The 21,046-nt window shown below is 65.9% G+C and carries 20 protein-coding genes; 10 read left to right on the forward strand and 10 right to left on the reverse strand.

Features of this window, described 5'->3' with window-relative positions; all coding sequences use genetic code 11:
• Positions 1-47 precede the first annotated feature (47 nt).
• Positions 48-3,245: an isoleucine--tRNA ligase gene (gene ileS / locus N6C22_RS01500; RefSeq protein ID WP_261648878.1), complete on the forward strand. Its 3,198-nt coding sequence runs from the start codon at positions 48-50 to the stop codon at positions 3,243-3,245.
• Positions 3,246-3,287: 42 nt separating this feature from the next.
• Positions 3,288-5,438: a CARDB domain-containing protein gene (locus N6C22_RS01505; protein WP_261648880.1), complete on the forward strand. Its 2,151-nt coding sequence runs from the start codon at positions 3,288-3,290 to the stop codon at positions 5,436-5,438.
• 29 nt (positions 5,439-5,467) lie between these two features.
• On the opposite strand, the gene N6C22_RS01510 is transcribed toward N6C22_RS01505, so the two are convergent.
• The 4 genes from N6C22_RS01510 to N6C22_RS01525 all read right to left on the reverse strand — a co-directional run bounded on the left by N6C22_RS01510 (position 5,468) and on the right by N6C22_RS01525 (position 8,282).
• Positions 5,468-6,004, reverse strand: coding sequence for a heme NO-binding domain-containing protein (locus tag N6C22_RS01510; protein WP_261648881.1), 537 nt, complete (start codon positions 6,002-6,004; stop codon positions 5,468-5,470).
• Positions 6,005-6,079: 75 nt separating this feature from the next.
• Positions 6,080-6,928 carry a ribose-phosphate diphosphokinase gene (locus N6C22_RS01515; RefSeq protein WP_261648883.1) on the reverse strand — a complete coding sequence of 283 codons (849 nt, stop codon included), beginning with the start codon at positions 6,926-6,928 and terminating at the stop codon, positions 6,080-6,082.
• Positions 6,929-6,965: 37 nt separating this feature from the next.
• Positions 6,966-7,430 (reverse strand): twin-arginine translocation signal domain-containing protein, encoded by a 465-nt coding sequence (locus N6C22_RS01520; RefSeq protein WP_261648885.1) that lies wholly within the window; start codon positions 7,428-7,430, stop codon positions 6,966-6,968.
• 51 nt (positions 7,431-7,481) lie between these two features.
• Complete coding sequence (locus N6C22_RS01525) at positions 7,482-8,282, reverse strand: hypothetical protein (RefSeq protein WP_261648888.1); 801 nt, start codon at positions 8,280-8,282, stop codon at positions 7,482-7,484.
• A gap of 465 nt (positions 8,283-8,747) precedes the next feature.
• On the opposite strand from N6C22_RS01525, the gene glmM reads away from it, so the two are divergent.
• The 5 genes from glmM to N6C22_RS01550 all read left to right on the forward strand — a co-directional run bounded on the left by glmM (position 8,748) and on the right by N6C22_RS01550 (position 13,345).
• Complete coding sequence (gene glmM, locus N6C22_RS01530) at positions 8,748-10,115, forward strand: phosphoglucosamine mutase (RefSeq protein ID WP_261648890.1); 1,368 nt, start codon at positions 8,748-8,750, stop codon at positions 10,113-10,115.
• Positions 10,116-10,483: 368 nt separating this feature from the next.
• Positions 10,484-11,233 carry a hypothetical protein gene (locus tag N6C22_RS01535; protein ID WP_261648891.1) on the forward strand — a complete coding sequence of 250 codons (750 nt, stop codon included), beginning with the start codon at positions 10,484-10,486 and terminating at the stop codon, positions 11,231-11,233.
• 41 nt (positions 11,234-11,274) lie between these two features.
• Positions 11,275-11,658 carry a hypothetical protein gene (locus tag N6C22_RS01540; RefSeq protein ID WP_261648892.1) on the forward strand — a complete coding sequence of 128 codons (384 nt, stop codon included), beginning with the start codon at positions 11,275-11,277 and terminating at the stop codon, positions 11,656-11,658.
• Positions 11,655-12,572 (forward strand): ABC transporter ATP-binding protein, encoded by a 918-nt coding sequence (locus N6C22_RS01545; RefSeq protein WP_261648893.1) that lies wholly within the window; start codon positions 11,655-11,657, stop codon positions 12,570-12,572. Before N6C22_RS01540 ends, N6C22_RS01545 begins: the two co-directional genes overlap by 4 nt.
• Positions 12,569-13,345, forward strand: a complete 777-nt coding sequence (locus N6C22_RS01550; RefSeq protein WP_261648895.1) for an ABC transporter permease — start codon at positions 12,569-12,571, stop codon at positions 13,343-13,345. Before N6C22_RS01545 ends, N6C22_RS01550 begins: the two co-directional genes overlap by 4 nt.
• Positions 13,346-13,349: 4 nt before the next feature.
• Here the strand turns inward: N6C22_RS01550 and N6C22_RS01555 are convergent, their stop codons facing one another.
• Together N6C22_RS01555 and hisI are read right to left on the reverse strand one after the other, a co-directional pair.
• On the reverse strand, positions 13,350-14,447 hold the full coding sequence (locus N6C22_RS01555; protein ID WP_261648897.1) for a hypothetical protein: 1,098 nt from the start codon (positions 14,445-14,447) through the stop codon (positions 13,350-13,352).
• Positions 14,440-14,805 (reverse strand): phosphoribosyl-AMP cyclohydrolase, encoded by a 366-nt coding sequence (gene hisI / locus N6C22_RS01560; RefSeq protein WP_261648899.1) that lies wholly within the window; start codon positions 14,803-14,805, stop codon positions 14,440-14,442. The genes N6C22_RS01555 and hisI overlap by 8 nt, the downstream gene beginning before the upstream one ends.
• Positions 14,806-15,019: 214 nt before the next feature.
• Here hisI and N6C22_RS01565 point away from each other — a divergent pair, with 214 nt between their 5' ends.
• Positions 15,020-15,244 carry a hypothetical protein gene (locus N6C22_RS01565; protein WP_261648900.1) on the forward strand — a complete coding sequence of 75 codons (225 nt, stop codon included), beginning with the start codon at positions 15,020-15,022 and terminating at the stop codon, positions 15,242-15,244.
• Positions 15,245-15,247: 3 nt separating this feature from the next.
• Here N6C22_RS01565 and N6C22_RS01570 read toward each other — a convergent pair whose 3' ends face one another.
• Positions 15,248-16,354, reverse strand: coding sequence for an A24 family peptidase C-terminal domain-containing protein (locus N6C22_RS01570; protein ID WP_261648901.1), 1,107 nt, complete (start codon positions 16,352-16,354; stop codon positions 15,248-15,250).
• Positions 16,355-16,779: 425 nt separating this feature from the next.
• Between N6C22_RS01570 and N6C22_RS01575 the strand changes: the two genes are divergently transcribed.
• Positions 16,780-17,601 (forward strand): hypothetical protein, encoded by an 822-nt coding sequence (locus tag N6C22_RS01575; protein WP_261648902.1) that lies wholly within the window; start codon positions 16,780-16,782, stop codon positions 17,599-17,601.
• Positions 17,602-17,799: 198 nt separating this feature from the next.
• Here the strand turns inward: N6C22_RS01575 and fer are convergent, their stop codons facing one another.
• Both fer and N6C22_RS01585 read right to left on the reverse strand, forming a co-directional pair.
• Positions 17,800-18,189, reverse strand: a complete 390-nt coding sequence (gene fer / locus N6C22_RS01580; protein WP_261648903.1) for a ferredoxin Fer — start codon at positions 18,187-18,189, stop codon at positions 17,800-17,802.
• Between the two features lie 131 nt (positions 18,190-18,320).
• Positions 18,321-19,565 carry an inorganic phosphate transporter gene (locus N6C22_RS01585; protein ID WP_261648904.1) on the reverse strand — a complete coding sequence of 415 codons (1,245 nt, stop codon included), beginning with the start codon at positions 19,563-19,565 and terminating at the stop codon, positions 18,321-18,323.
• A gap of 79 nt (positions 19,566-19,644) precedes the next feature.
• On the opposite strand from N6C22_RS01585, the gene hisA reads away from it, so the two are divergent.
• On the forward strand, positions 19,645-20,376 hold the full coding sequence (hisA, locus tag N6C22_RS01590) for a 1-(5-phosphoribosyl)-5-[(5-phosphoribosylamino)methylideneamino]imidazole-4-carboxamide isomerase (RefSeq protein ID WP_261648906.1): 732 nt from the start codon (positions 19,645-19,647) through the stop codon (positions 20,374-20,376).
• Between the two features lie 215 nt (positions 20,377-20,591).
• Here hisA and N6C22_RS01595 read toward each other — a convergent pair whose 3' ends face one another.
• The gene (locus tag N6C22_RS01595) at positions 20,592-20,837 is read right to left on the reverse strand and encodes a hypothetical protein (RefSeq protein ID WP_261648908.1); all 246 of its coding nucleotides are present in this window, start codon (positions 20,835-20,837) and stop codon (positions 20,592-20,594) included.
• Between the last annotated feature and the right edge of the window lie 209 nt (positions 20,838-21,046).

Genomic DNA, 21,046 nt, shown 5'->3' on the forward strand with positions numbered 1-21,046 from the left:
CCTGCAGGACCGATTCCCATTTAATGACGGAGTGAGTCACTCCGCACATGGAACGATTCGGGGAGGTATCCGACCAGTACGACCCCCACGACGTCGAAGACCGTATCTTCGACTACTGGGACGAGGTGGATGCCTACGAGCAGACGAAGATACACCGAGAGGACTGCGAGCCGTTCTTCTTCGTCGACGGCCCGCCGTACACCTCCGGCGCTGCCCACATGGGCACGACCTGGAACAAGTCGCTCAAGGACGCCTTCATCCGCTTCTACCGGATGCAGGGCTACGACGTGACCGACCGGCCGGGCTACGACATGCACGGCCTGCCCATCGAGACGAAGGTCGAGGAGGAACTCGGCTTCGAGAACAAGAAGGACATCGAGGAGTACGGCGAGGAGAAGTTCATCGAGGCCTGCAAGGACTTCGCGAACCGCAACCTCGACGCGATGGACGAGGATTTCCAGTCCTTCGGCGTCTGGATGGACTGGGACGACCCGTACAAGACCCTCTCGCCGGAGTACATGGAGGCCGCCTGGTGGGGCTTCCAGCAGGCGCACGAGCGCGGGCTGGTCGAGCAGGGCAAGCGCTCAATCAACCAGTGCCCGCGGTGTGAGACCGCCATCGCCAACAACGAGGTCGAGCGCCACGACGTGCACAAGCCCGCTATCTACGTGAAGTTCCCACTAACGGAGCGTGAGGGCAACCTCGTCATCTGGACGACGACCCCGTGGACCATCCCCGCGAACACGTTCGTCGCCGTCGAGGAAGACGCGACCTACGTCGGCGTTCGCGCCGAGAAGGACGGCGAGAGCGAGGTGCTCTACGTCTCCGAGCCGCAGGTCGAGGAGGTCCTGAAGGAGGGCCGCTACGAGGACTACGAGGTCGTCGAGGAGGTCTCGGGAGAAGAGATGGTCGGCTGGCCGTACGAGCACCCGCTGGCCGAGGAGGTCCCGGAACACCCCCACGGCGAGGGTGCCGGGCAGGTGTACACCGCCGAGTACCCCGACGCCAACGACAAGTCCGGGATGGTTCACTCCGCACCAGGGCACGGTGAGGAGGACTTCGAGCGCGGTTCAGAACTCGGCCTCGAGATCTTCTGTCCCGTCAGCGGCGACGGCACCTACACCGAGCAGGCCGGCACGTACGCCGGCCAGTTCGTCCGCGACGCGAACGCGAACGTCATCGCCGACCTGGAGGCGAAGGGCTTCCTGCTCGGCCACGACGAGAACTACCTCGTCGAGGGCGAGGGGCAGTGCTGGCGCTGTGACACGGACATCGTCCGCCTCGTCACCGACCAGTGGTTCATCACCGTCTCCGACATCAAGGAGGACCTGCTCGAGAACATCGAGGACAGCACCTGGTGGCCCCAGTCCGCCCGCGACGAGCGCTTTCGCAACTTCGTCGAGGATTCGCCGGACTGGAACGTCTCCCGCCAGCGCTACTGGGGCATCCCCATCCCCATCTGGGTTCCTGAAAACTGGGGCGGGAGCATGGACGACGTGGTCGTCGTCGGCACCCGCGAGGAACTCGCCGAGCGCGTCGACCAAGACGTCGACCCCGACGAAGTCGACCTGCACAAACCGACGGTCGACGACCTGACCATCACCGAGGACGGCACCACCTACACCCGCGTCCCCGACGTGTTCGACGTGTGGCTCGACTCCTCGGTCGCCTCGTGGGGCACGCTGGACTACCCGAGCGACGACAGCCAGTTCGACGAGCTCTGGCCCGCCGACCTCATCATCGAGGCGCACGACCAGACGCGTGGCTGGTTCTGGTCCCAGCTCGGGATGGGCTCGGCTGCACTCGACGAGGTGCCCTACGACGAGGTGCTCATGCACGGGTGGGCGCTCGCCGAGGACGGCCGCAAGATGTCCAAGTCCATCGGGAACATCGTCGAGCCCAGCGAGGCCATCGAGCGCCACGGGGCCGACGCGATGCGCCTGTTCCTGCTCTCGCGCAACCCGCAGGAGGAGGACATGCGCTTCTCGTGGGACGAGATGGAGAACATGCAGCGCGACCTCAACATCCTCTGGAACGTGTTCCGGTTCCCGCTCCCGTACATGCGGATGGACGGGTTCGTCCCGGAGCACAGTTCGCCCGAGGAGGCCGACACCGAACTCGTCGACGAGTGGGTGCTCGCACGCCTGCAGAGCGTCAAGGCCGAGATGGCCGAGCAGTGGGAGGACCACCGCCGCCCCGACCGCGCGCTGAACACGCTGCTCCAGTTCGTCGTCGAGGACGTCTCCCGGTTCTACATCCAGGTCGTCCGCGAGCGCATGTGGGACGAGGAGGACAGCCCCTCGAAGGAGGCCGCCTACGCGACCTTCTACCGCGTCCTCACCGACGTGGTCAAGCTGCTCGCCCCCTACGCCCCGTTCGTCACCGAGGAGATCTACAACACCCTCACCGGCGACGAGGGCCACGACACGGTCCACATGTGTGACTTCCCCGAGGTCGACGACTTCTGGGCCGACGAGCAGCTCGAGACGGACGTCCAGCTCCTGCGTGCCGTCGAGGAGGCCGGCTCGAACGCCCGCCAGCAGGCAGACCGCAAGCTCCGCTGGCCCGTCTCGCGCGTCGTCGTCGCCCCTAACGACCCGCGCGCCGCCGAGGCCGTCGAGCGTCACCGCGACCTACTCGCTGACCGCCTCAACGCCAGGGAGGTCGAACTCGTCTCGCCCGAGCAGGAGTGGGGCGAACTCCAGTACGCGGCCCGCGCCGACATGGGCAAGCTCGGCCCCGCCTTCGGCCAGCGCGCCCCCGAGGTGATGAACGCGCTCAACGAGGCCAGCATCGACAGCACGGACCTCGACGCCCTGCGCGAGGCCGTCGGCGAGGACGACCTCACCGAGGAGATGGTCGAGTTCGTCACGCGCACGCCCGAGGGCGTCACCGGCAGCAGCTTCGCCGTGAAGGGTGACGAGAAGGGTGTCGTCTACGTGGACGCCACCCTCACCGAGGACATCGAGAGCGAGGGCTACGCCCGCGAGGTCATCCGCCGGGTGCAGGAGATGCGCAAGGACCTCGAGCTCGACATCGAGGCGCGCATCCGCCTCGAGCTCGACGTGGCCGACGACCGCGTCGCCGACCTCGTGCGCCGCCACGAGGACCTCATCGCCGAGGAGGTCCGGGCGACCGAGTTCGCGACCGTCGAGGACGGCCACCGCAAGGAGTGGGAGGTCGAGGGCGTCACGATGACGCTCGCGGTCGAGCCGCTCGCGGAGGCCGAGGCGTCGGACGACTGAGCAGGCACAAGAGTCTTTTTCGCGGTCTCCGTTTTCGAGGACGTGTACCGACGGCTCCTCGTCGCGCTGCTCGTACTCGTGTCGCTCCCTGCTGGCACCGCGATGGCGGCACCGACAGCGGACGGTGCTGTCGCGGCCGGGCAGGTGTTCGACCGTGACACGCTCGCCGACGGGGCCAGCCAGAACCGGACCACGACCGACATCCAGCGGACGGTTCGCCTCCACCTGACGCCGACGGAGAAGGGCTCGATACAGACCGACGTCGTCTACGACATCCCCAGCGACGTGACCTCGCTCACCGTGACGCTGCAACAGAACGCCGACGTGGTCGAGACCGAGCGGTTCAGACAGACCGGCCCTCGCGAGTACGAGTGGACCGGCAGCGGCGACACCGCGACCATCACGTTCGACGTCGACGCCAACGAGACCGAGGACGCGGGGCGGCGTGACGTGCAGTTCGCAGGCGGGGAACCCACAGCCGACGCCGCGACCGGACCCAACACCGCGACCGACCGGCCGGACGCGTCCCTCCCGATGAAGACGGCCGACGCGACGCCGGCAGCCAAAACCGACGAGGAGACGTACGCGTTCATCGACATCGGCCCCTGGGCCATCGTCCGCGTCCCGCAGATGGCGACCTCCTGGAAGTGGGTCGGGGACGACCAGGTAGGCCTGACCAAGCGCACCGTCGTCGCCGGTGAGGGCGCGACCGGCGGCCAGCTGGCCTATCTGGGCCCGATGACCGAGTACGACACGACGGTCCGCGAGCAGCACATCCGACTGATCGTGCCGCGGGCCGCCGAGATGCGCGAGAAGCCGACGGCCGTGTTGGACTCGATGGCGGAGGCGAGCGGTCAGCTCCGGGTCGGAGCCCGCGACCCCTCCGTCATGGTGGTCGCCGCACCGACCAGTGTCCGCTGGAGCGTCGCGGGCCTGCAACTGGGTGCCGACGACGCCTGGGTCACGGCGGACTCGCGACTCGACTCCGCCGACAACGTCTGGCTCCACGAGTACGTCCACACGCGACAGGCGTTCAGGCCGACCGACGACGGCCAGTGGCTCATCGAGGGGAGCGCCGACTACTACGCGGCCCTGCTCGCGTTCGACCAGGGCCACATCTCGTTCTCGCAGTTCCAGTCGAAGTTGGAGCGTGGCGAGAACGACCCGTACGCCGATTCGGTCCTGTCAGAGCCGTCGACGTGGACCAGGGGAGCGGTGTATCTCAAGGGGTCGCTCGTCACGGGTGCCATCGACCGCGAACTCCGGGACGTGAGCGACCAGACGAGCAGTTTCCAGAGCGTGTTCCGGGAACTGAACCGGCAGGACGGGAAGGTGTCGAACGCGGACATCCTCGCGGCCATCGAGGCCGAATCGACGACCGAGACGAGCGAACTCGCGGGGCGCTACACCACCACCTCGGCGACGCCCGACATGTGGACGCGGCAGGTCCACGAGATCCTCTTCGGCGTCATCCCTGCCCTGATGCGGACGACCGTCCCGGCCGACGGCGTGACCGTCACGGGACCGTACCGGAACGAGACGGTCTCCTCGGAGCCGACGCTCGCGGTCGGCGAGCAGTTGCAGGTGAACGTCACCGTCGAGAACGTCGGCGGGCGCGCGGGCGAGTTCGAGACGACGTTCCGGGTCGACGGCGAGGTGACGCAGTCGAAGACCGGCAGCCTCGTCCCGGAGGAGACGGAGACGGTCACGTTCACCCGGGAGGCCACCGAACCCGGTACCGCCCGGATTCTCGTCGGTGACCGGGTGCTGAACGTGACGGTTCGTGAGCCCGCGACGCCCACGGTCGCGAGCATCGACGTGCCGACCTCGGTCGCCCCCGGCGAGCAGTTCACCGTCCGTGCGACCATCAAGAACGGCGAGGACTGGCCGGGCAGCGCGACGGTTCCGTTCGTCCTCGACGGGGAGATGCAGTTCGACCGAGCGGTCAAACTTCCCGCCCGGTCCGAACTCACCTACACCGCGACCGCGTCGTTCGATGACCCGGGCGAGCACACGATTCGCGTCGGCGACCAGCAGGTGACGGTGCTCGTCGAGCGTGAGCAGTCAGCGGGTGGGACCGGCACGGGCGACCCCGACTCGCTGGCGATTCCCGGCTTCGGGCCGACCGCCGCGCTCCTCGCACTGGCCGGGCTGGTCGGTCTCGGGGCCGTGAATCGGCGGCGACGAACGTGAGTCGGTTGCAGAAATCGGGGTGGACCGGACTACTCGAAGTCGACCGTCAGCTCGCAGTGGTCGTCGCCGGCATGCAGACAGACCTCCTCTGAGATCGTCACCTCGTCGCCGTACTCGGCGGCGATTCCCTCGATGATGCCCTTCCCGAGGTCACAGAGGCGCTTCTCCGAGCGGTACTCCAGCACGTAGGTGTCCGGGTCGAGGCGGGATGTCGCGACCGTGGGCAGGGCGGATTCGTCGTCCTGCTTCCGAATCTGCTTGTAGATACCGTCCAGCGCCGCGAGTATCTCGCGGGTCCCCCAGCCCTGCTTGACGTGGGCCTTGAACGTGTTCAGGATGTCCGGCGCGAGGAAGCGCCCGACGTCGCGCTGGATGGTCTCCTCGGAGTGGTCGGTCACCGCGGCGATGGCCGCGATGGCGTCCGTGAACTCCTCGTCCGGGTAGCGTGTCACCGGCAGATAGAGTTTCGGCTCGATACCCGCCGCGTCCATCACCTCGTTCCAGGTGGCTTCCGCGACGTTCTCCCCGACGTACCCCTTCAGCGACTTGTGAAGTATCCCGTGCATGGTCCCACCCGCTCTCGTATGCGGTATATAGCCTCTAGCAGCGAACTATCGTATAAATAATCCGTGTTTTAATTCCTACAATTGTGCTGCGACAACTTTTGCCACAGACACCTCGGAGACGGGGCGTTCGAGCGTGTCCGTCCCGATGACGGTCTCGACGCCCGCCCGGGCGAGCTTCGTGACGGCGTTCTGGGCGAGCAGCGGGTGGACGCAGGTGACGAACACGCGCGCCGCGTCGCGGTCGTTCAGCACCGCGATGGACTCGCTCATGGTCGAGCCGGTGGCGATGATGTCGTCGACGACGACCACGTCCCGGCCGGTGACGTTCGCGTCGCTCGGGGAGATCTCGACCTCCGACCCCGAGAGGCGCTTCTTCTCGAAGTAGTCGGTCTCGCCCTCGCCGTAGGCGGCACAGACGGTCTCGGCGAGTTCGATTGCGCCGTCGTCGGGCGCGAGAAAGAGTGGTTCCGTGAGCGTCTCAGGCAGCGGCTCGGCGAGGACCGCGGCAGCGTCGACGGCTTCTGCCGCGGGGTCGAAAAACTCGCAGACGGCTTCCTCGTGCGGGTTCACCGTGATGACCCGGTCGGTGTTGGCCGAGATGGCGCGGGCGACGGCCCGCGAGGAGACCGGCTCGCCCGGATTGAACACCTTGTCCTGGCGGGCGTAGCCCATGTACGGCAGGACGGTGACTATCTCGTCTGCGCCCGCCTCGCGGGCGGCGTCCTGCAGCTGGAGCAGTTCGAGATGTGCGTCACTTGTTGCGGTCGATGCCACGACGACGGCCCGCTCGGGCGAGACGTCCCCGATGCGAGCCATCACCTCGCCGTCGGGGAAGCGCTCGAACTCGACCGGCGCGAGCTCCTCACCGAGCTCGGCGGCGAGTTCGGCCGCGAGCGCCTGCGACCCGGAGCCTGGGAGTATCATGTGCGATGGGTCACTCGCCGGGGTTATTCCAGTTTCGTTACGGGGCGGTTTCGGTTGGGCAAGTGTCGGGTGGGTCGACAAGGCCGACGAGGCGGAGAACAGAGTCCTCCTCGATGATGGCGTACGGTCGGAGTGCGCCCGACCGCTCCGTCCGACTGTCCCACGCCTTCGTCTGTTCCCCGTCGAGCGTCACCGTCAAGACGAACTGCCCCGGGTCGGTCGGGAGGTTCTCGGAGACGACGAAGCCAGTGGGGTAGTTTCGGGATTCTCTCGCGTCGAGGTCGCGAGTCAGGTCTGTGAGAATTTCGCCATCCTGCTCGACGGTGACCGAGACGGTGTGGGCCTCGTCGTCCTTGTTCATGACTTCGAGTGAGCAGAGGACGGAGTCCTCAGGTGGTTCCTCACTGGTCGGCAGGTCCGGCCAGAGGTCGAATCGCGTGGCTGCGAGGCCAACTGCGCCAGCAGCAGCGACCGAGCCGAGGAGGTTGCGGCGGGAGACCATTCGTCACAACTTCACCGCCAGCAGACATGAACTTTGTTAGAGAGTTCGAGGCTAGCGGGGAACTGCAACCGCTGCCACGTCGGGCATCCCCAGCAACTGGTGTCGCCAGCCGTCCTCGGCCTCGGCGAAGAACCTGCCATCCGAACTGACCGCGTAGGTCGTGTCGCCGTAGTCGAGGTCGGCGAACGCGCCAGCGGGCTGGTGCGGGTGGGCGGTCCAGCCGTCGTCGGTCAGCTGGTAGAGTTCGCCGTCGCCGAGGGCGTGGCTTCGCTCCCCGTCGCTGGCGACCAGTGTGAAGTCACCATCGAGGTCATCCATCCAACCGTTACCGAGGTAGTAGAGTCCTGAACCCGTGGCGGCTCGCGGGGTACCTTCAGTAGCCACGTCCCGGGCATCGTCCAGCCCGGCATGAGTCAGTTCGTCGGTGATGCGGTAGACGCCGTCGCTGGCGGCCACGAGGTCGCCGTCGATGGCACGAACGTCGCCTGCGCAGGTGCCGATGTCGTGCCAGTCGCCCGAGTCCTCGTCGTATCGGGCGACCCCGCCGTCCTCACCCGCGGCGAGCAGGCCGTCTTGGGACAGGCCGACCGCGACCGCCGGGCCGAAGCCCGACGCCTCGAACTCGCCGGGGCCGATCAGCACGTCCTGTTGGGTTGCGACCGCGACCAGCCCGTCGCCCGCGGCCACGTCGCTGGCCTCGCAGCGGTGGGCGAGTTCGAACCCGCCGACGCGTTCTTCGACCACGTCGACCGTCACGACGCCCATCCCGCAGGCGACGTAGGCGGTCGTCTCGCGTTTGTCGCCGGAGTAGACCCGCTTCTCGTCGAGGCTGATGTCGTTGTCGGCGCTCATACGTGGAGATGTGTGTGGTGGGGTCGAAAACGATGCGGTCTGGTGCTGACAGTGGGTGGTGAATCGAGTCGGGTGGTTGGTAGGAAGAGGAGGGAACGTGGTGGTTCCTGTGACGACGAGCAGTTCACTCGCGCTGGTGGCGATGGCCGCACCCGCCCCGGACCGCCACCGCACCACACCCTCCCCAGCCGATTCCCTCCGTTCCGCGATGCTCCACTCCGGTCATCCCTCGCACGTCTACAGGCTGGCACGCTCGCTGTCGCTCACTGCCAGCCAAGCGTGCGCCGGGTGGCGAGACGGGTCTCAGGCGGCAGTGTATCCCCGCTCGCCTGCACGACGGAATCACGGGCGGCCACCGCGTCTCCGGGACGACCCATACTCGAAACGCCAGTTTCCGTGCCTGTCATCGCCTCGCCTGCGACAGTTCGGAACCACTTTTGTCTCGGACACCGCAGTATCGCTCGAATGAAGGTATTCGGTTCCAGCGGGACGCGCGGCGTCGCCAACGAGGAGTTGACGCCCGACTTCGTCCTGCGCGTGGCGAAGGCTGCCGGTACGGCGTGGAACGCCGACCGGGTGGCCATCGCCCGCGACACACGAGCGACAGGAGAGATGCTCGCCGACGCGGCCGTCGCTGGCCTGACCAGCGTCGGCGTCGACGTCGACCGCCTCGGGGTCGTTCCGACGCCCGGCGCGCAGGTGTACGCCGAGAGCGAGGGCGTGCCCGCGATGATGATAACCGCGAGCCACAACCCGCCGGAGTACAACGGCGTGAAGCTCATCGGCACCGACGGGGTCGAACTCGCCGTCTCGGACCTCGAACGCGTCGAGGACATCCTGCTGACCGAGAAGTTCGAGGCCGCGTCGTGGGACGAGGTCGGCCACGTCACGACCGTCGAGGACGCCTGTGACCGCTACGTCGACCAGCTGCTCGACGCCGTGGACACGGAGAAGATCGCCGACGCCGACCTGACCGTCGCACTTGACCCCGGCCACGGCGCGGGCGCGCTCACCTCGCCCGAGTTCTTCCGGCGCCTCGGCTGCCGGGTCGTCACGGTCAACGCCCAGCCCGACGGGCACTTCCCCGGGCGCGACCCCGAGCCCGTCCCGGAGAACCTCGAAGACCTCGGCCGCCTCGTCCGCGCGACCGGTGCCGACGTGGGAATCGCCCACGACGGCGACGCCGACCGCGCCATCTTCTACGACGAAAATGGAGACTACGTCGAGGGCGACGCCACCCTCGCAGCGCTCGCGGCTGCCGAACTCGGCCCCGAGGACACCACGGTCTCGGCGGTCAACGTCTCCCAGCGCCTCGTCGACGTGGCGAACGAGACGGGCGCGACGCTGGAACTCACGCCCATCGGCTCGACCAACATCATCACCCGCATCGAAGAACTCCAGGCGAAGGGCGAACACGTCCCGGTCGCCGGCGAGGGCAACGGTGGCATCTTCTTCCCCGACTACCGGCTCACCCGAGACGGCGCGTACGTCGGCGCACGCTTCCTCGAACTCGTCGCCGACCGACCCGTCAGCGAGATCGTCGAGCCCTACAGCGGCTACCACAACGTCCGCCGGAACGTCGAGTACGACACCGAATCCGAGCGCGCCGCCATGCTCGCCGCCGCCGAGCAACGCGCCGAAGCAGACGACGAGGCCGACCTCGACACCAAGGACGGCTACCGCCTCGACTACGGCGACGCCTGGGTGCTCGCCCGCCCGTCCGGAACCGAACCGCTCGTGCGCATCTACGCCGAAGCGAAGGACGAGGACCGGGCCGTCTCGCTGGTCGAAGCGATGCACGACGCGCTCGAAGCCGCGAAGTCCGGCAACTGAGCGACTGTCACCGTTCTCCGCGTCGAATCGAGGATTCCTGTCGACGACTGACACCACCAGTAGCCATTGGTGGACCACCAGTAGCCATCGAAGAATTGTCCGGGCGAAGTGTTCTCCCATATTCGATACACTTCAGGATAGTTCCCACTGTCGGGAGAATACGTGTAGACCAGCCAACTCGAACAGCGGCCGTCAGAGTGGCCGCCCTCTCTGGGCAGAACTTCAGTTTTCGAGGCATTTTCGAATATCTATCAGATATCTCCAAAAGTAATTATCGGGTCGTTTTGTATAAATCATACCTTATCAACTAATATCTAATACTTTTATATATTAAGATTTATGTATTAATATAGTGGAATCTAGCTCGCATGTCTGACCAATCCCGGAGGAAGTTCCTCCGCAACGGTAGCATCGCAATGGGTTCACTGGCGCTTCCCGGCGCTGCATCCGCCGCGACCGGCGAAGCGGACCCTGGTCCAAAGTTGTCGCTCGCCGACAGGACCGTCCTCGCTAGTACAGACGACACCACCGTCGTCGCGGTCAGTATCGCAAAGAACGGCCGAGGGCAGTCCGTCTCTCCGAGAGACGCCGCGGCCGACAACTACGTCTACGACATCGACACCGAGACTGGCTCCGTCTCCTTCGCCGAGGTCGATGGCAAGAAGTACGAGGCACTGACGAACGGTCCCTCGACCATGACCGTCGAGAGCGCGAAGGACGAGGTCTCGACCATGGGCGATACCGATATCGTCCAGCGGTCCACGACCTGGGGCTACTACGTCGGTGGCTGTGCAGCCTACAGCGGCCACAACCACCGGTTCCAGGCGATCAGTGCGGAGTTCAACCAACGCGTCAACGACTACAGCTGGACGGCCATCGCGGGAGCACTTACCACACTCACGTCGTCGGCACTGCTCACCGGTGGCATCTTGCTGGTCGGCGGTATCGCAGCCATCGTGAGCGACACGGACACCATCACGTTCGGTGCCGAAGAGTACGACGTCAGCCAGTGGGGCTGGAACCAGACCATGTACAAGGCGTCCGTCGCCGCAGGCTGGGAGCGTTCGCGCGGCGCGCTCACCACCATCTCGTCCGCACCCACGCACCCGACCCGCTGAGACCCTAAATTCAATACACCAACTACGTATTTTTACATACAATGGAGAATACCGATAGTCACGGTGCCACGGACTCACGCGGTTCGTGGGTCGCCGTCGCCCTCCTCGTCGGCTTCGCTGCGGCGCTCGGTGCAGCGGGGTACCTCCAGACCACATCGTACCAGTTCGAGAACCTCCCCGTGATGTTCGCGCTCGCCGGTGTCGTTGTCGGAGGCGCGCTCACCCTCGTCGAGGCCGACACTCCCCTCTCCGCCCTGGTCGAACGCGTCCCCAGTGGGTTCCGTACCGCGGCCTACATCCTGGCCATGCTCGCCGTCGTGACCTTCCTGACCGAGCGGGAAGGCCTGACCCTCGTGCTCGGCTTCGGCGGCGGTATCCTGCTCACGACAGCCCTCCTCCTGTCGAGTTCGAGGCTGCGGTCATGACACGACCGGTCGTCGAAGCGACCGACCTGACGAAACGGTTCGACGACACGCTTGCAGTCGACACCGTCTCGCTCGACGTCCATTCAGGAGAGGTCCTCGGCCTGCTCGGGCCGAACGGAGCGGGCAAGTCGACACTACTCGACATGTGCGTCGGCTACACCCGGCCGACCAGTGGAACCGTCCGCGTGTTCGACTCCGACCCAGTCACCGGCGGTGCGGCCATCCGCGAACGCGTCGGTATCGTCCCGGACGGCTACGGACTCTACCGGGACTGGACCGGGCGAGCCCATCTGGACTACTTCATCGAGTCCAACGACCTCGACGTCGACCCGGAGGAGGTCCTCGACCGGGTCGGCCTCCTCGACGCGATAGACCGCCCGGCTGCCGAATACTCCGCAGGGATGCGAAAGCGACTGGTGCTGGCGACAGCGATCGCCGGCGACCCACCGCTGTTGCTCCTCGACGAGCCCTCGGCCGGACTCGACCCGGAAGGCATGCGACGCCTCAGGGAGATCGTGTCGACGCAGGCGAACCGCGGGACGACGGTCGTCGTCTCCAGTCACCAGCTCGGCCAGCTGGAGAGCTTCTGTACGCGCGTCGCCGTGATGCGAGATGGCGCGATTCAGCGCATCAAAGACGTCGATGCGTTCGACACCGACGAGCAGTCGACGAGCGTCCTTCGACTCCTGGTCGAGGCCGTTCCCGCCGACCTCGGGACGACCGTGGAATCGCTCGACGGCGTCGAAGACGTCCAGGTGCAGGGGTGTCGTGTCTCGGTGACCTGCGTCGGTCGCAGCAAGAAAGCCGTCCTGGACGCCGTCGAGGCGACCGGGACCACCATCCGCGACTTCGACGTCGACTCCCGGACGCTGGAGTCGCTGTTCTTCGAAGTCACCGAAGAGGGGACCGCATGAGCCGTCTCTCGGCGGTTCGACACATATTCCGCGCAGAACTCTCCAGGGAGTTCGATCCGGAGACACTGGTCGGTATCGCGGGCGTACTGCTCACGGGCGTCGCGCTGCAGTTCGCGACGTTCGTCATCCGGAACGGCCAGCCCGGGACCGACCTCCACCCGTCCGCAGCAGATTTCCTCCTGCCGTTCCGCCTGTTCGTCCCGATATCGGCCGTCCTGTTCACCTACGCCACGGTCGCCAGTGAGCAGACCGGTGGGACGCTCCGACTACTGCTCGCCGCCCCCTACGACCGCGAGGAGGTGCTGCTGGGGAAGCTAACCAGCCGACTCCTGTTGACGGTCGTACCCGCGAGCCTCGGCGTGGTCTCGGTCGCCGCCGCCGTCGCGTACTTCGGTCCGGTCGACCCGAAGACGTTCGTGCTGTTCGCCCTCGGGACACTCGTACTCGGTGCCACGTTCGTGAGTACATCGCTGTTCTTTTCTGTGACGTATGCCGAGGACACGAAGAAAGCGCTGGTCAACGCGGCGGGACTCGTGGTCGTCTCCGTGTTCGTGTGGCCGGTCCTCACGAACGTCCTCACGGTCCTCCTGGGCCTCCCGAAGACCGCGAACGCTGCGCTCTCGGTGACGATGCCGACGAGTGCGTACGAGCATCTGGTCACGGCGGCGAGCCCGTCGCTCGTCACTGCCGTGGCCGTCGGCGCGCTCGGGTTCTGGTGTCTCGCCCCCTTCGCATACGCCCGAACCGCATTCGACGGACTCGACCTCGCCTGACCGGTTACGACAGCGCCGCCCGTAGTTCCTGTCGTTCAGCACGTAACTCCTCGAGTTCGTCGGCGACGGCCCCCGACGCGAGCCGGTCCCGTTCCTCGTCGTCCAGTTCCGCCAGTGCGACCGCGGCGGTCCGCAGCCGCTCGTAATCGTCGCGCCACGTCAGCTCCCGGACCGTCCGGAGCGTCGCGACGACATCCTCGTCGGCGAACCGCGAGACCAGCGAGATGCGCTCCTCACAGCGCCGACGAAGCTGCTCGGCCGGGCCCGGCGGCCAGCCCAGTTGCAGGGCCGAGCCGTCGAGGCGGTCGAGGTAGGTCTGGCGGGTCGAGACCGCCCTCGTGAGTTCGACCGGGTCGTCGACGTAGTGCTCCAGCTTCGAGCGCGAGTAGTCCGCGAGTTCGAGCAGTCGCGGGATGGTCTCGGTGCCCGCCTCGTGGGTTTCGACGTAGTCGGCCAGCTCGGCGGGCGGCTCGCGCACGTCGACCAGCGGGTACTCGGCCGCGTCGGCCGCGGAATCGAGGACCTCCCGGGCACTCGCGTCGAGCCGGTAGTCCAGAAACGCCTCGACCACCGCCTCGTCGTACGCCTCGACGGGCTCGCGGAGGTCCTCGACCGGTGCGTCGAGGTCCGCGTCGCCGAGTTCCTGCAGGCGCTCTGCGTCCTCGATGCGGTCGCGTACCGTCGAGAGGCGCTTCTTCGCGGCTTTCTCGGCGTCTCTGTACGATTCCTCGGCCTCCCGCTCGGCATCGAGCAGGTCGACCGCATCTTTCGCCGGTTCGAGTGCCTGTCGGGTCGCCTCGAAGTCGGACTCGCTCAGTCGGCGCTTGTCGGTCCGGTCCAGCGCCGTCCCGAAGGCGTCCCGGTGTGCCACGTCCTCGGGCAGCCCTTCGACCAGGGTGGCGAAGCGCTCCTGGAACTCGACGTAGGCCTGGAAGTCGCCCGACCCCGTCGCGGTGTCGACGTAGTCGTCGAGCAGTTTCGTCGCCTCGTGGTACGCCTCGGCGACCTGTTCGAGGCCGTCTCGACCCTGCTCTTCGACCGCCTGACGGGCCTGCTCGCGCTGGCTGGCTGCCTCACGGAGCCGGGCCGCGGCCTCACTCATAGACGTCGTCCGGGTCGAAGACACGCTCTCCCACCTCCTCGCCGTCGAGGGTCCGGTAGAAACAGGAGCGATAGCCGGTGTGGCAGGCCCCACCCGTCTGGTCGATTCGATAGAGGAGGGCGTCGCCGTCGCAGTCCACCCGGACCTCCTCGACGGCCTGGGTGTGGCCGCTGGTCGCGCCCTTCTCCCAGAGCTCGTCGCGCGACCGGGAGTAGTAGTGCGCCCGCCCCGTCTCGCGGGTCTTCGCGACCGCCTCCTCGTTCGCGTACGCGAGCATCACCACGTCGCCGGTTTCGACGTCCTGGGCGACCACGGGAACCAGCCCATCGTCACCGAAATCGAGCGAGACTGCTGTCATTACCTCACACGTCGGTTGTTCGCGCTATGTGTCTTTTGCTGCGGGTAGTGTGGTGTAGAGATTCGCCGATGTTCCGAGACAGTTGCGTTGGTTCCTGTGAAAACGACACCACCCACACCGAAACTCCACCCAACCCAACGCGAGCCGAGCCACGACTCACCACCCGATAGCAGCGACACGCCTAAGCCACCGGCAACACCACACAACAACACGAATGGCAAGCATCGCAGAGCAGTTCTCGCAGGCCCCGGTCCTCGTCTCCCTCTCGCTGGCGAGCCTCGTCGCGAGCGTCCTCATGTTCGGCGGAACCCTCGCCTTGCTCCCGACCGGTCTCTCCGATTCGACCGAACCCTTCTGGCTGGCCATCGTCGTCGTCGGCGTCGCTATCACGGTCATCTGGAACGTGCTGTACCCGCTGTACGAGAACTTTCTCGCCTGAGCCTCAGATTAATCCGAGCGCCCGCAGCGCCCCGATGAGGATGTCACCGTAGACGAACGCGACGAGCAGGCCGAAGAACACCGGCACCAGGAACGGGATGCCGGGCGTGACCCACAGCTCTTCCTCGGTGACCAGCCGGTCCAGCCCGTCGCGTAGGCGCTCGGGGGAGGTCCCGTAGGCGTCGCCTTCGATGTCGTCGAGGAAGGCCGCCGCGCCCCAGGGGTCCTCCGTCTCTTCGTCGAGGTCCCCTTCTTCGGGCGATTCCGCCGTCACGTCAGCCACGGCGTCTTCCGACTCGTCCACCCCGCCGTCGGTCGCCACGTCCGCGTTCTCGGCCGTCGATTCGGGTCCGAGGTGGACCGCGCCGTCGGTCGGGTCGTGCGTCTCGTCCGGGAGGCTCTCGGGGTCACGGTATCGGTCGGGGTCGGCCCGGGCCTCCTCCAGCGTGAGGCCGCGCCAGCGCAGGTACATCCGGACCGCGTCAAGGTCCAGCCCGGACTGGCGGGGGTACAGCAGGCTCTTGAGGCGCTCGCCGATGCCCGCATCAGAGTCTGAAAGGAGCTTCCCGTGGGTAGTCGGGATGGCGTCCCAGCGGACCGGAATCCCGACGAACATGCGCCGTCCCTGCTGGCCCATCGCCGTGTTCCGCAGGGCGAGCAGCCCCGGGTAGGCGATGCCCCAGACCACGGCGTTCGTGAGGATGGTAAAGGAGAACACCCGCATCGGGGCGGGGTCGGCGATGGGGAAGGTCGTCCCGGCGAGTGTGATGGCCGGCCACGTGGGATAGAGCACCGCCATCGTCATCAGCGCCCGGGCGTCCGCGCCGCCGAAGGCACCGAGGAAGTGAAACAGGTACGCCATCGAGACGACGAAACCGACGCTGATGGTCGTCGTGATGACGAACAGCCGCCACTCGCGGCCCCCGGCTGCCACCGCGTCCTGGTAGTCCAGCGCGAGCAGCGCGACGCCGAGCGCCGTGAGGGGAACCCACGTCAGGTTGTCGACGCGGCGCGTCTGGATGTCGGTGTACGCCAGATAGGCGAAGACGGGGACCGTCAGCAGGCGCAGCAGGTCTGGAATCGTCGCGGAGAGGGGGCCGACGTCTACCACTGGAAAGAGAGGCACCGGGAAGGGAGGTAACAGTTACGGTCAACTCGGTGCGCGATACGCGATGCCGGACGGGGGGTGAAAACGGATGTAGGTGAGAGTCCGTCTCAATGACGCGGTTCTGTAGTTCAGGCCCACGTTCATCTCCCCAACCTGCTCGTCCGAGCGGGTCTCCTGACCCCGGTTGACTACCGAAGTCGCCAACTTCCACCCTCTCTGACGAAGCCGGTCTTGGACCACGTGACCTCCCACATCGAAGCTGTCTTCGAACGGGCCGCCGCTCATGCGAATCCAGTGACATCTTCCATACAAGTATGCCAACATCGTGAATCAATCACAGTGAAAGATCAACGTTATTTGTACTCAGGAATAGTCCGACCGCACCGGAATGAGAAGAGCTAATAACCGATAAAAATCACTATTGGTTAATGTCAGATGAAAATCCGACACGTCGAACGACGCTGAAGACCCTGTCGAGCCTCGGAGTCGCCGGAGCAGGACTGGCCACAGCCAGCTCTCACGTCACCGCAACGCCGGAGACGGAACTCCCGTACGAACCCGACAAGAAGTGGGGAACGTCTACTATCGTCACGGACGGGGTCCTCGAAGACTCGAACCCGTTCGGACAGGCCTGTGCCCTGGGCTGGTACGGTGCGACCGACGAGTTCAACGACGACCAGTGGGTTCACGAACTGGTGTTGTTGAACCTCGCGACCGTGAATCAAGACCTCGGTGCACCTGGTATCGACTCCATCGTGAGTACCATCGAACCATCCAGCTACTCCAACGTGACAATCACTGGGAACATCACTGGTGCGCACGACCAGGCGTTCCCGAACACGACAGGCGATCTCGTCCCCGATTGGCTCGAAGTACCCGCCAAGTTCGTCCTCGGTCTCATGCGGACGTCTCTGTCCGTGGCCTTCGGCATTGAGGGGATGATCGAAAAGTTCTCGCCGAAAAACGGCTGGCAGTCGACCTCCAACGGATACAAATTCAGGCACGGAACGCCCTGGTACGCGACCTGGAACTGGGGGAGTGCTGGCACCGCGCTCCGCTTCCAGGTTCGTGTTCCGAAAGGCGGCCAGCAGGGTGTCACCCTTAACACCAAGACCCACCGCGGGGAGATCTGGGCCGACGAGCCACAGAGTGATTTCGATATCACGTTCTTCGGCGACGGGAGCCAACCCTACGTGAGCACCGACGGGTCCTGTTTCGACGGCAGCAGCTGCGAAGAAGTGACCAACTGAGAAGCTATCGCGACTCGATGACACGGGTTGGGCGGCCACATCAGCCCGAGCAACCCTGTCGACAGCGTCCACTCTGTCTCCGAGCGCTAATCACGAGTAACCGTGTATTCTGATGCTGGTCGAGAGCCACACCGCATTCCCATCTCCGAAGCATACGGCTGGTGGATGTTCGAAAACGGATGAAGGTGAGAGTCCGTTTCAGATGACGCGGTTCTGCAGGTAGTCGAGGTGCTTCGCGTTGTACACGATCCTGACCTCGTCGGCAGCCGGGCTGCCGATGCAGGTCAGACGGACGTTCTTCTCCTCGACTTCCTCGTCCGAGAGGATCTGCTGCATGTCCATGTCGATGTCACCTTCCGTGACGATAGCTGCGCAGTTCGCGCAGGCACCGGCACGGCACGAGAAGGGCCAGTCGTAGCCCTGGGCCTCTGCGGCCTCAAGGATGTACTCGCCCTGGTTGACTTCGAGGGAGCCGTAGTCCTCGTCACCGAGGCCGGCGTCCGCTGCTTTCTCGAAGAGGTCGTCGTCGTCCATGTCCCAGCCCTGGTCGTCCAGCACTTCGTAATTGAGGTATTCTACCGTGGGCATCACCCGACGATTCGACCCGCTTCCCCTAAGACCTTGCTGTTTTGAGGGTCACGAAATATAAGGAACGTTTCGCCGGTATCGCGGTCCTGTCCGGGGAATCTCGGTGTGTCACGGGGTGGGGAGGAGCGGGGTCAACCGTAGATGGGGAACACCGAGAACAGCAGGTACGACGCGGCCGCCGAGAGGCTGGGCGTGACGATCCACAGCCCGATGACGCGGCCGGTCGTTCCGGGGTCGAACAGGTCGCTGGCGGCGAGTTCGTCGGGTTTCTCCTCGCCGATTGGGGCGACCGACTCGCCGGGTTTGTCGGCCTGGAGCGCGCCACCGACCGTCTTCTTCGGCTTGTTCTTTTGTGCCGGGCCGGTCACTCGTTCGGGACCACCGTCAGCCTGCGCCGCACCGTCGCCCTTGACTGCCTGTTCAGCTGCCTGCGTGATGGTCGTCGTGCGGGTCGCACGGCCCCAGCCGAGCCCGACGATGGACATCGTTGCCGACACCGCGAGCGAGGCTGGGATGCCGTTAAGCGAGAGGAACGTGATGAGACTCGCGCTGACGACCTCGACGATGAGGGCGGCCAGCAGGGGCAAGTCGGTGAGGTCGTTGCCCACCGTGTCCAGGGTTCGGCGGGCGATGGTGAACGCGCCGAGTCCGATGGCCCCGCCACCGATGAGGACGTAGAAGGCGAAACCCTCACCCAGAGCCTGGATACTGTACAGCGGGGCGACCGCGTTGGCGACGTTCGACGCGCCCGCCGAGTAGGCCATGTAACAGCCGATGACGACGACGAGGACGCCGCTGATAGCCTCACGGCGCGACGTGTCCTCGGCGACCCAGACCAGTGGAATGCCAGCGACGCGCCGACGCTCGAAGATCGAACCGGTCGATGTGTCCACACCAAACCGCGTGGCGAGCGCCGGGTAGAAGTACCGTCCAATGACTGCACACACCCAGAACGCCATCACGGGCGCGAGGATCCACCACGAGACGATGCCCCCCATCACCTCCCAGCGGAGGGTCCCGCTGGCGACGCCCATCCCGGCGGTCGCACCTACGGCGGTCATCGACGTGGAAGCGGGGACCCCGAAGAGGTTCGAGATGAGCAGTGCCAACCCGATGAACAGGAGGATGACGACGCTGGCGGCCAGGGTGAACTTGTACGCGGGGACGATTCGCCCACCCATCGTCTTGATGACCTCCCGACCGGCGGTCCAGCCACCGAGGAGCGCGAAGCCGGACATCAGGGCCGCCGCCCAGAACTTCGAGATGGAGTTCGAGCCAACGGCTGGCCCGAACGCGACGCCGGTGGACGAGCCACCGATGTTGAAGCCGACGAACACGGCCACCGCGAGTCCGACGACGAGGAGGAGTTCGACCATTCTGTTCTGGCGTAAGACGACCGTCGGTAAAAAGGCCGTCATCGGTGTCTTTACACCCATACGACACGCCCACTCACCTGTGACACCCTTCCCCGATTTCGCGGTCATTCCCGCCGTCGATATGCAGGACGGTGAGGTGGTACAGCTGGTCCAGGGCGAGCGCGGCACCGAGAAGACCTACGGCGACCCCGTCGAGGCCGCCGAGGGCTGGGTCGCCCAGGGCGCGAACACGCTCCACCTGGTCGACCTCGACGGCGCATTCGAGGGCGAGCGAAAGAACGCCGCCGCGGTCGAAGCAATCCGCGAAGCGGTCGACGTCGACGTCCAGCTCGGGGGCGGTATCCGCACGGTCGAGGACGCGACGAGCCTGCTCGAGAGCGGCGTGGACCGCGTAATCCTCGGGACCGCCGCGGTCGAGAACCCCGACATCGTCGCCGAGATAACGGCCGATTATCCGGGCAGCGTGATGGTGAGCCTCGACGCCAAGGACGGTGAGGTCGTCGTCTCCGGCTGGACCGAGAGCACCGGGCTCGACCCCGCCGAGGCCGCCACGCGCTACGAGGAACTGGGTGCCGGTGCCATCCTCTTCACGGACGTGGACGTCGAGGGGAAGCTCGACGGCGTCCACACCGAACCGGTCCGTCGCGTCGCCGACGCGGTCGACATTCCAGTGGTGGCCAGCGGGGGCGTCGCGACGCTGGACGACGTGAAGGCGCTCCGGGATGCGGGTGCGGCTGCCGTCGTCGTCGGCAGCGCACTCTACGAGAACCGGTTCACGCTCGAAGAAGCGATGGCCGCCGTCGCGGAGTAAGCGCGGTCTGTTTTCGCGGTCGTCCGGGGCGTGCCAGGGTCACGACTGCCGAGTCTACCGAGAGTACAGGTCGGCGGTTGGGGGAGAAGGGAGCGAGCGGTGTGGAGGGACACCGCGAGTGGGTGGGAGTGTGTTGGTGTGGGAAAGCGCTGGTGTGGGAGAGCGCTGGTGGGTGGAGGGGTCGCGTGTGGTGGTGTGGGAGCGGCAGATCGGGCTCACTCGGCACCGTAGCCGTGACCGGCCACGAGCGCGAACAGGTTCAGTGACAGCAGGACGAGGAACGCCTGCGTCTCCGCCGGCGACTCGATACCTGACGCCAGGAGCGACAGGTGCGCGAACGGGAGCGCGATGGCCAGCCAGAAGCTGGCGGTGCGCAGGGGAGTCAGGAACTTGTCCGAGTCGAGTCGCTCTGCGAGCGAGCCTGGGATCGATGGGAGCTGTTGTGGCGTTGCGGGGGACATCGGGAACACCTCGTGGGCACTCCTTGCTACGACGGGGTACCCCATATAACGAGGCGAGCCTTTGCCCTATTTCGAGACGTTTTACACGGGATGCCAGAATGTTTTACAGCGCTTCAGATTCTTTTAGACGTTTTAGAACCCTTTCTAAGCCGATATCTCATTTCGTGTTACCAACCCACATCATCAGATTCCTGAGGTTTCAGAATCGC

The sequence above is a fragment of the Haloarchaeobius sp. HME9146 genome, assembly GCF_025399835.1.
Classification (GTDB): domain Archaea; phylum Halobacteriota; class Halobacteria; order Halobacteriales; family Natrialbaceae; genus Haloarchaeobius.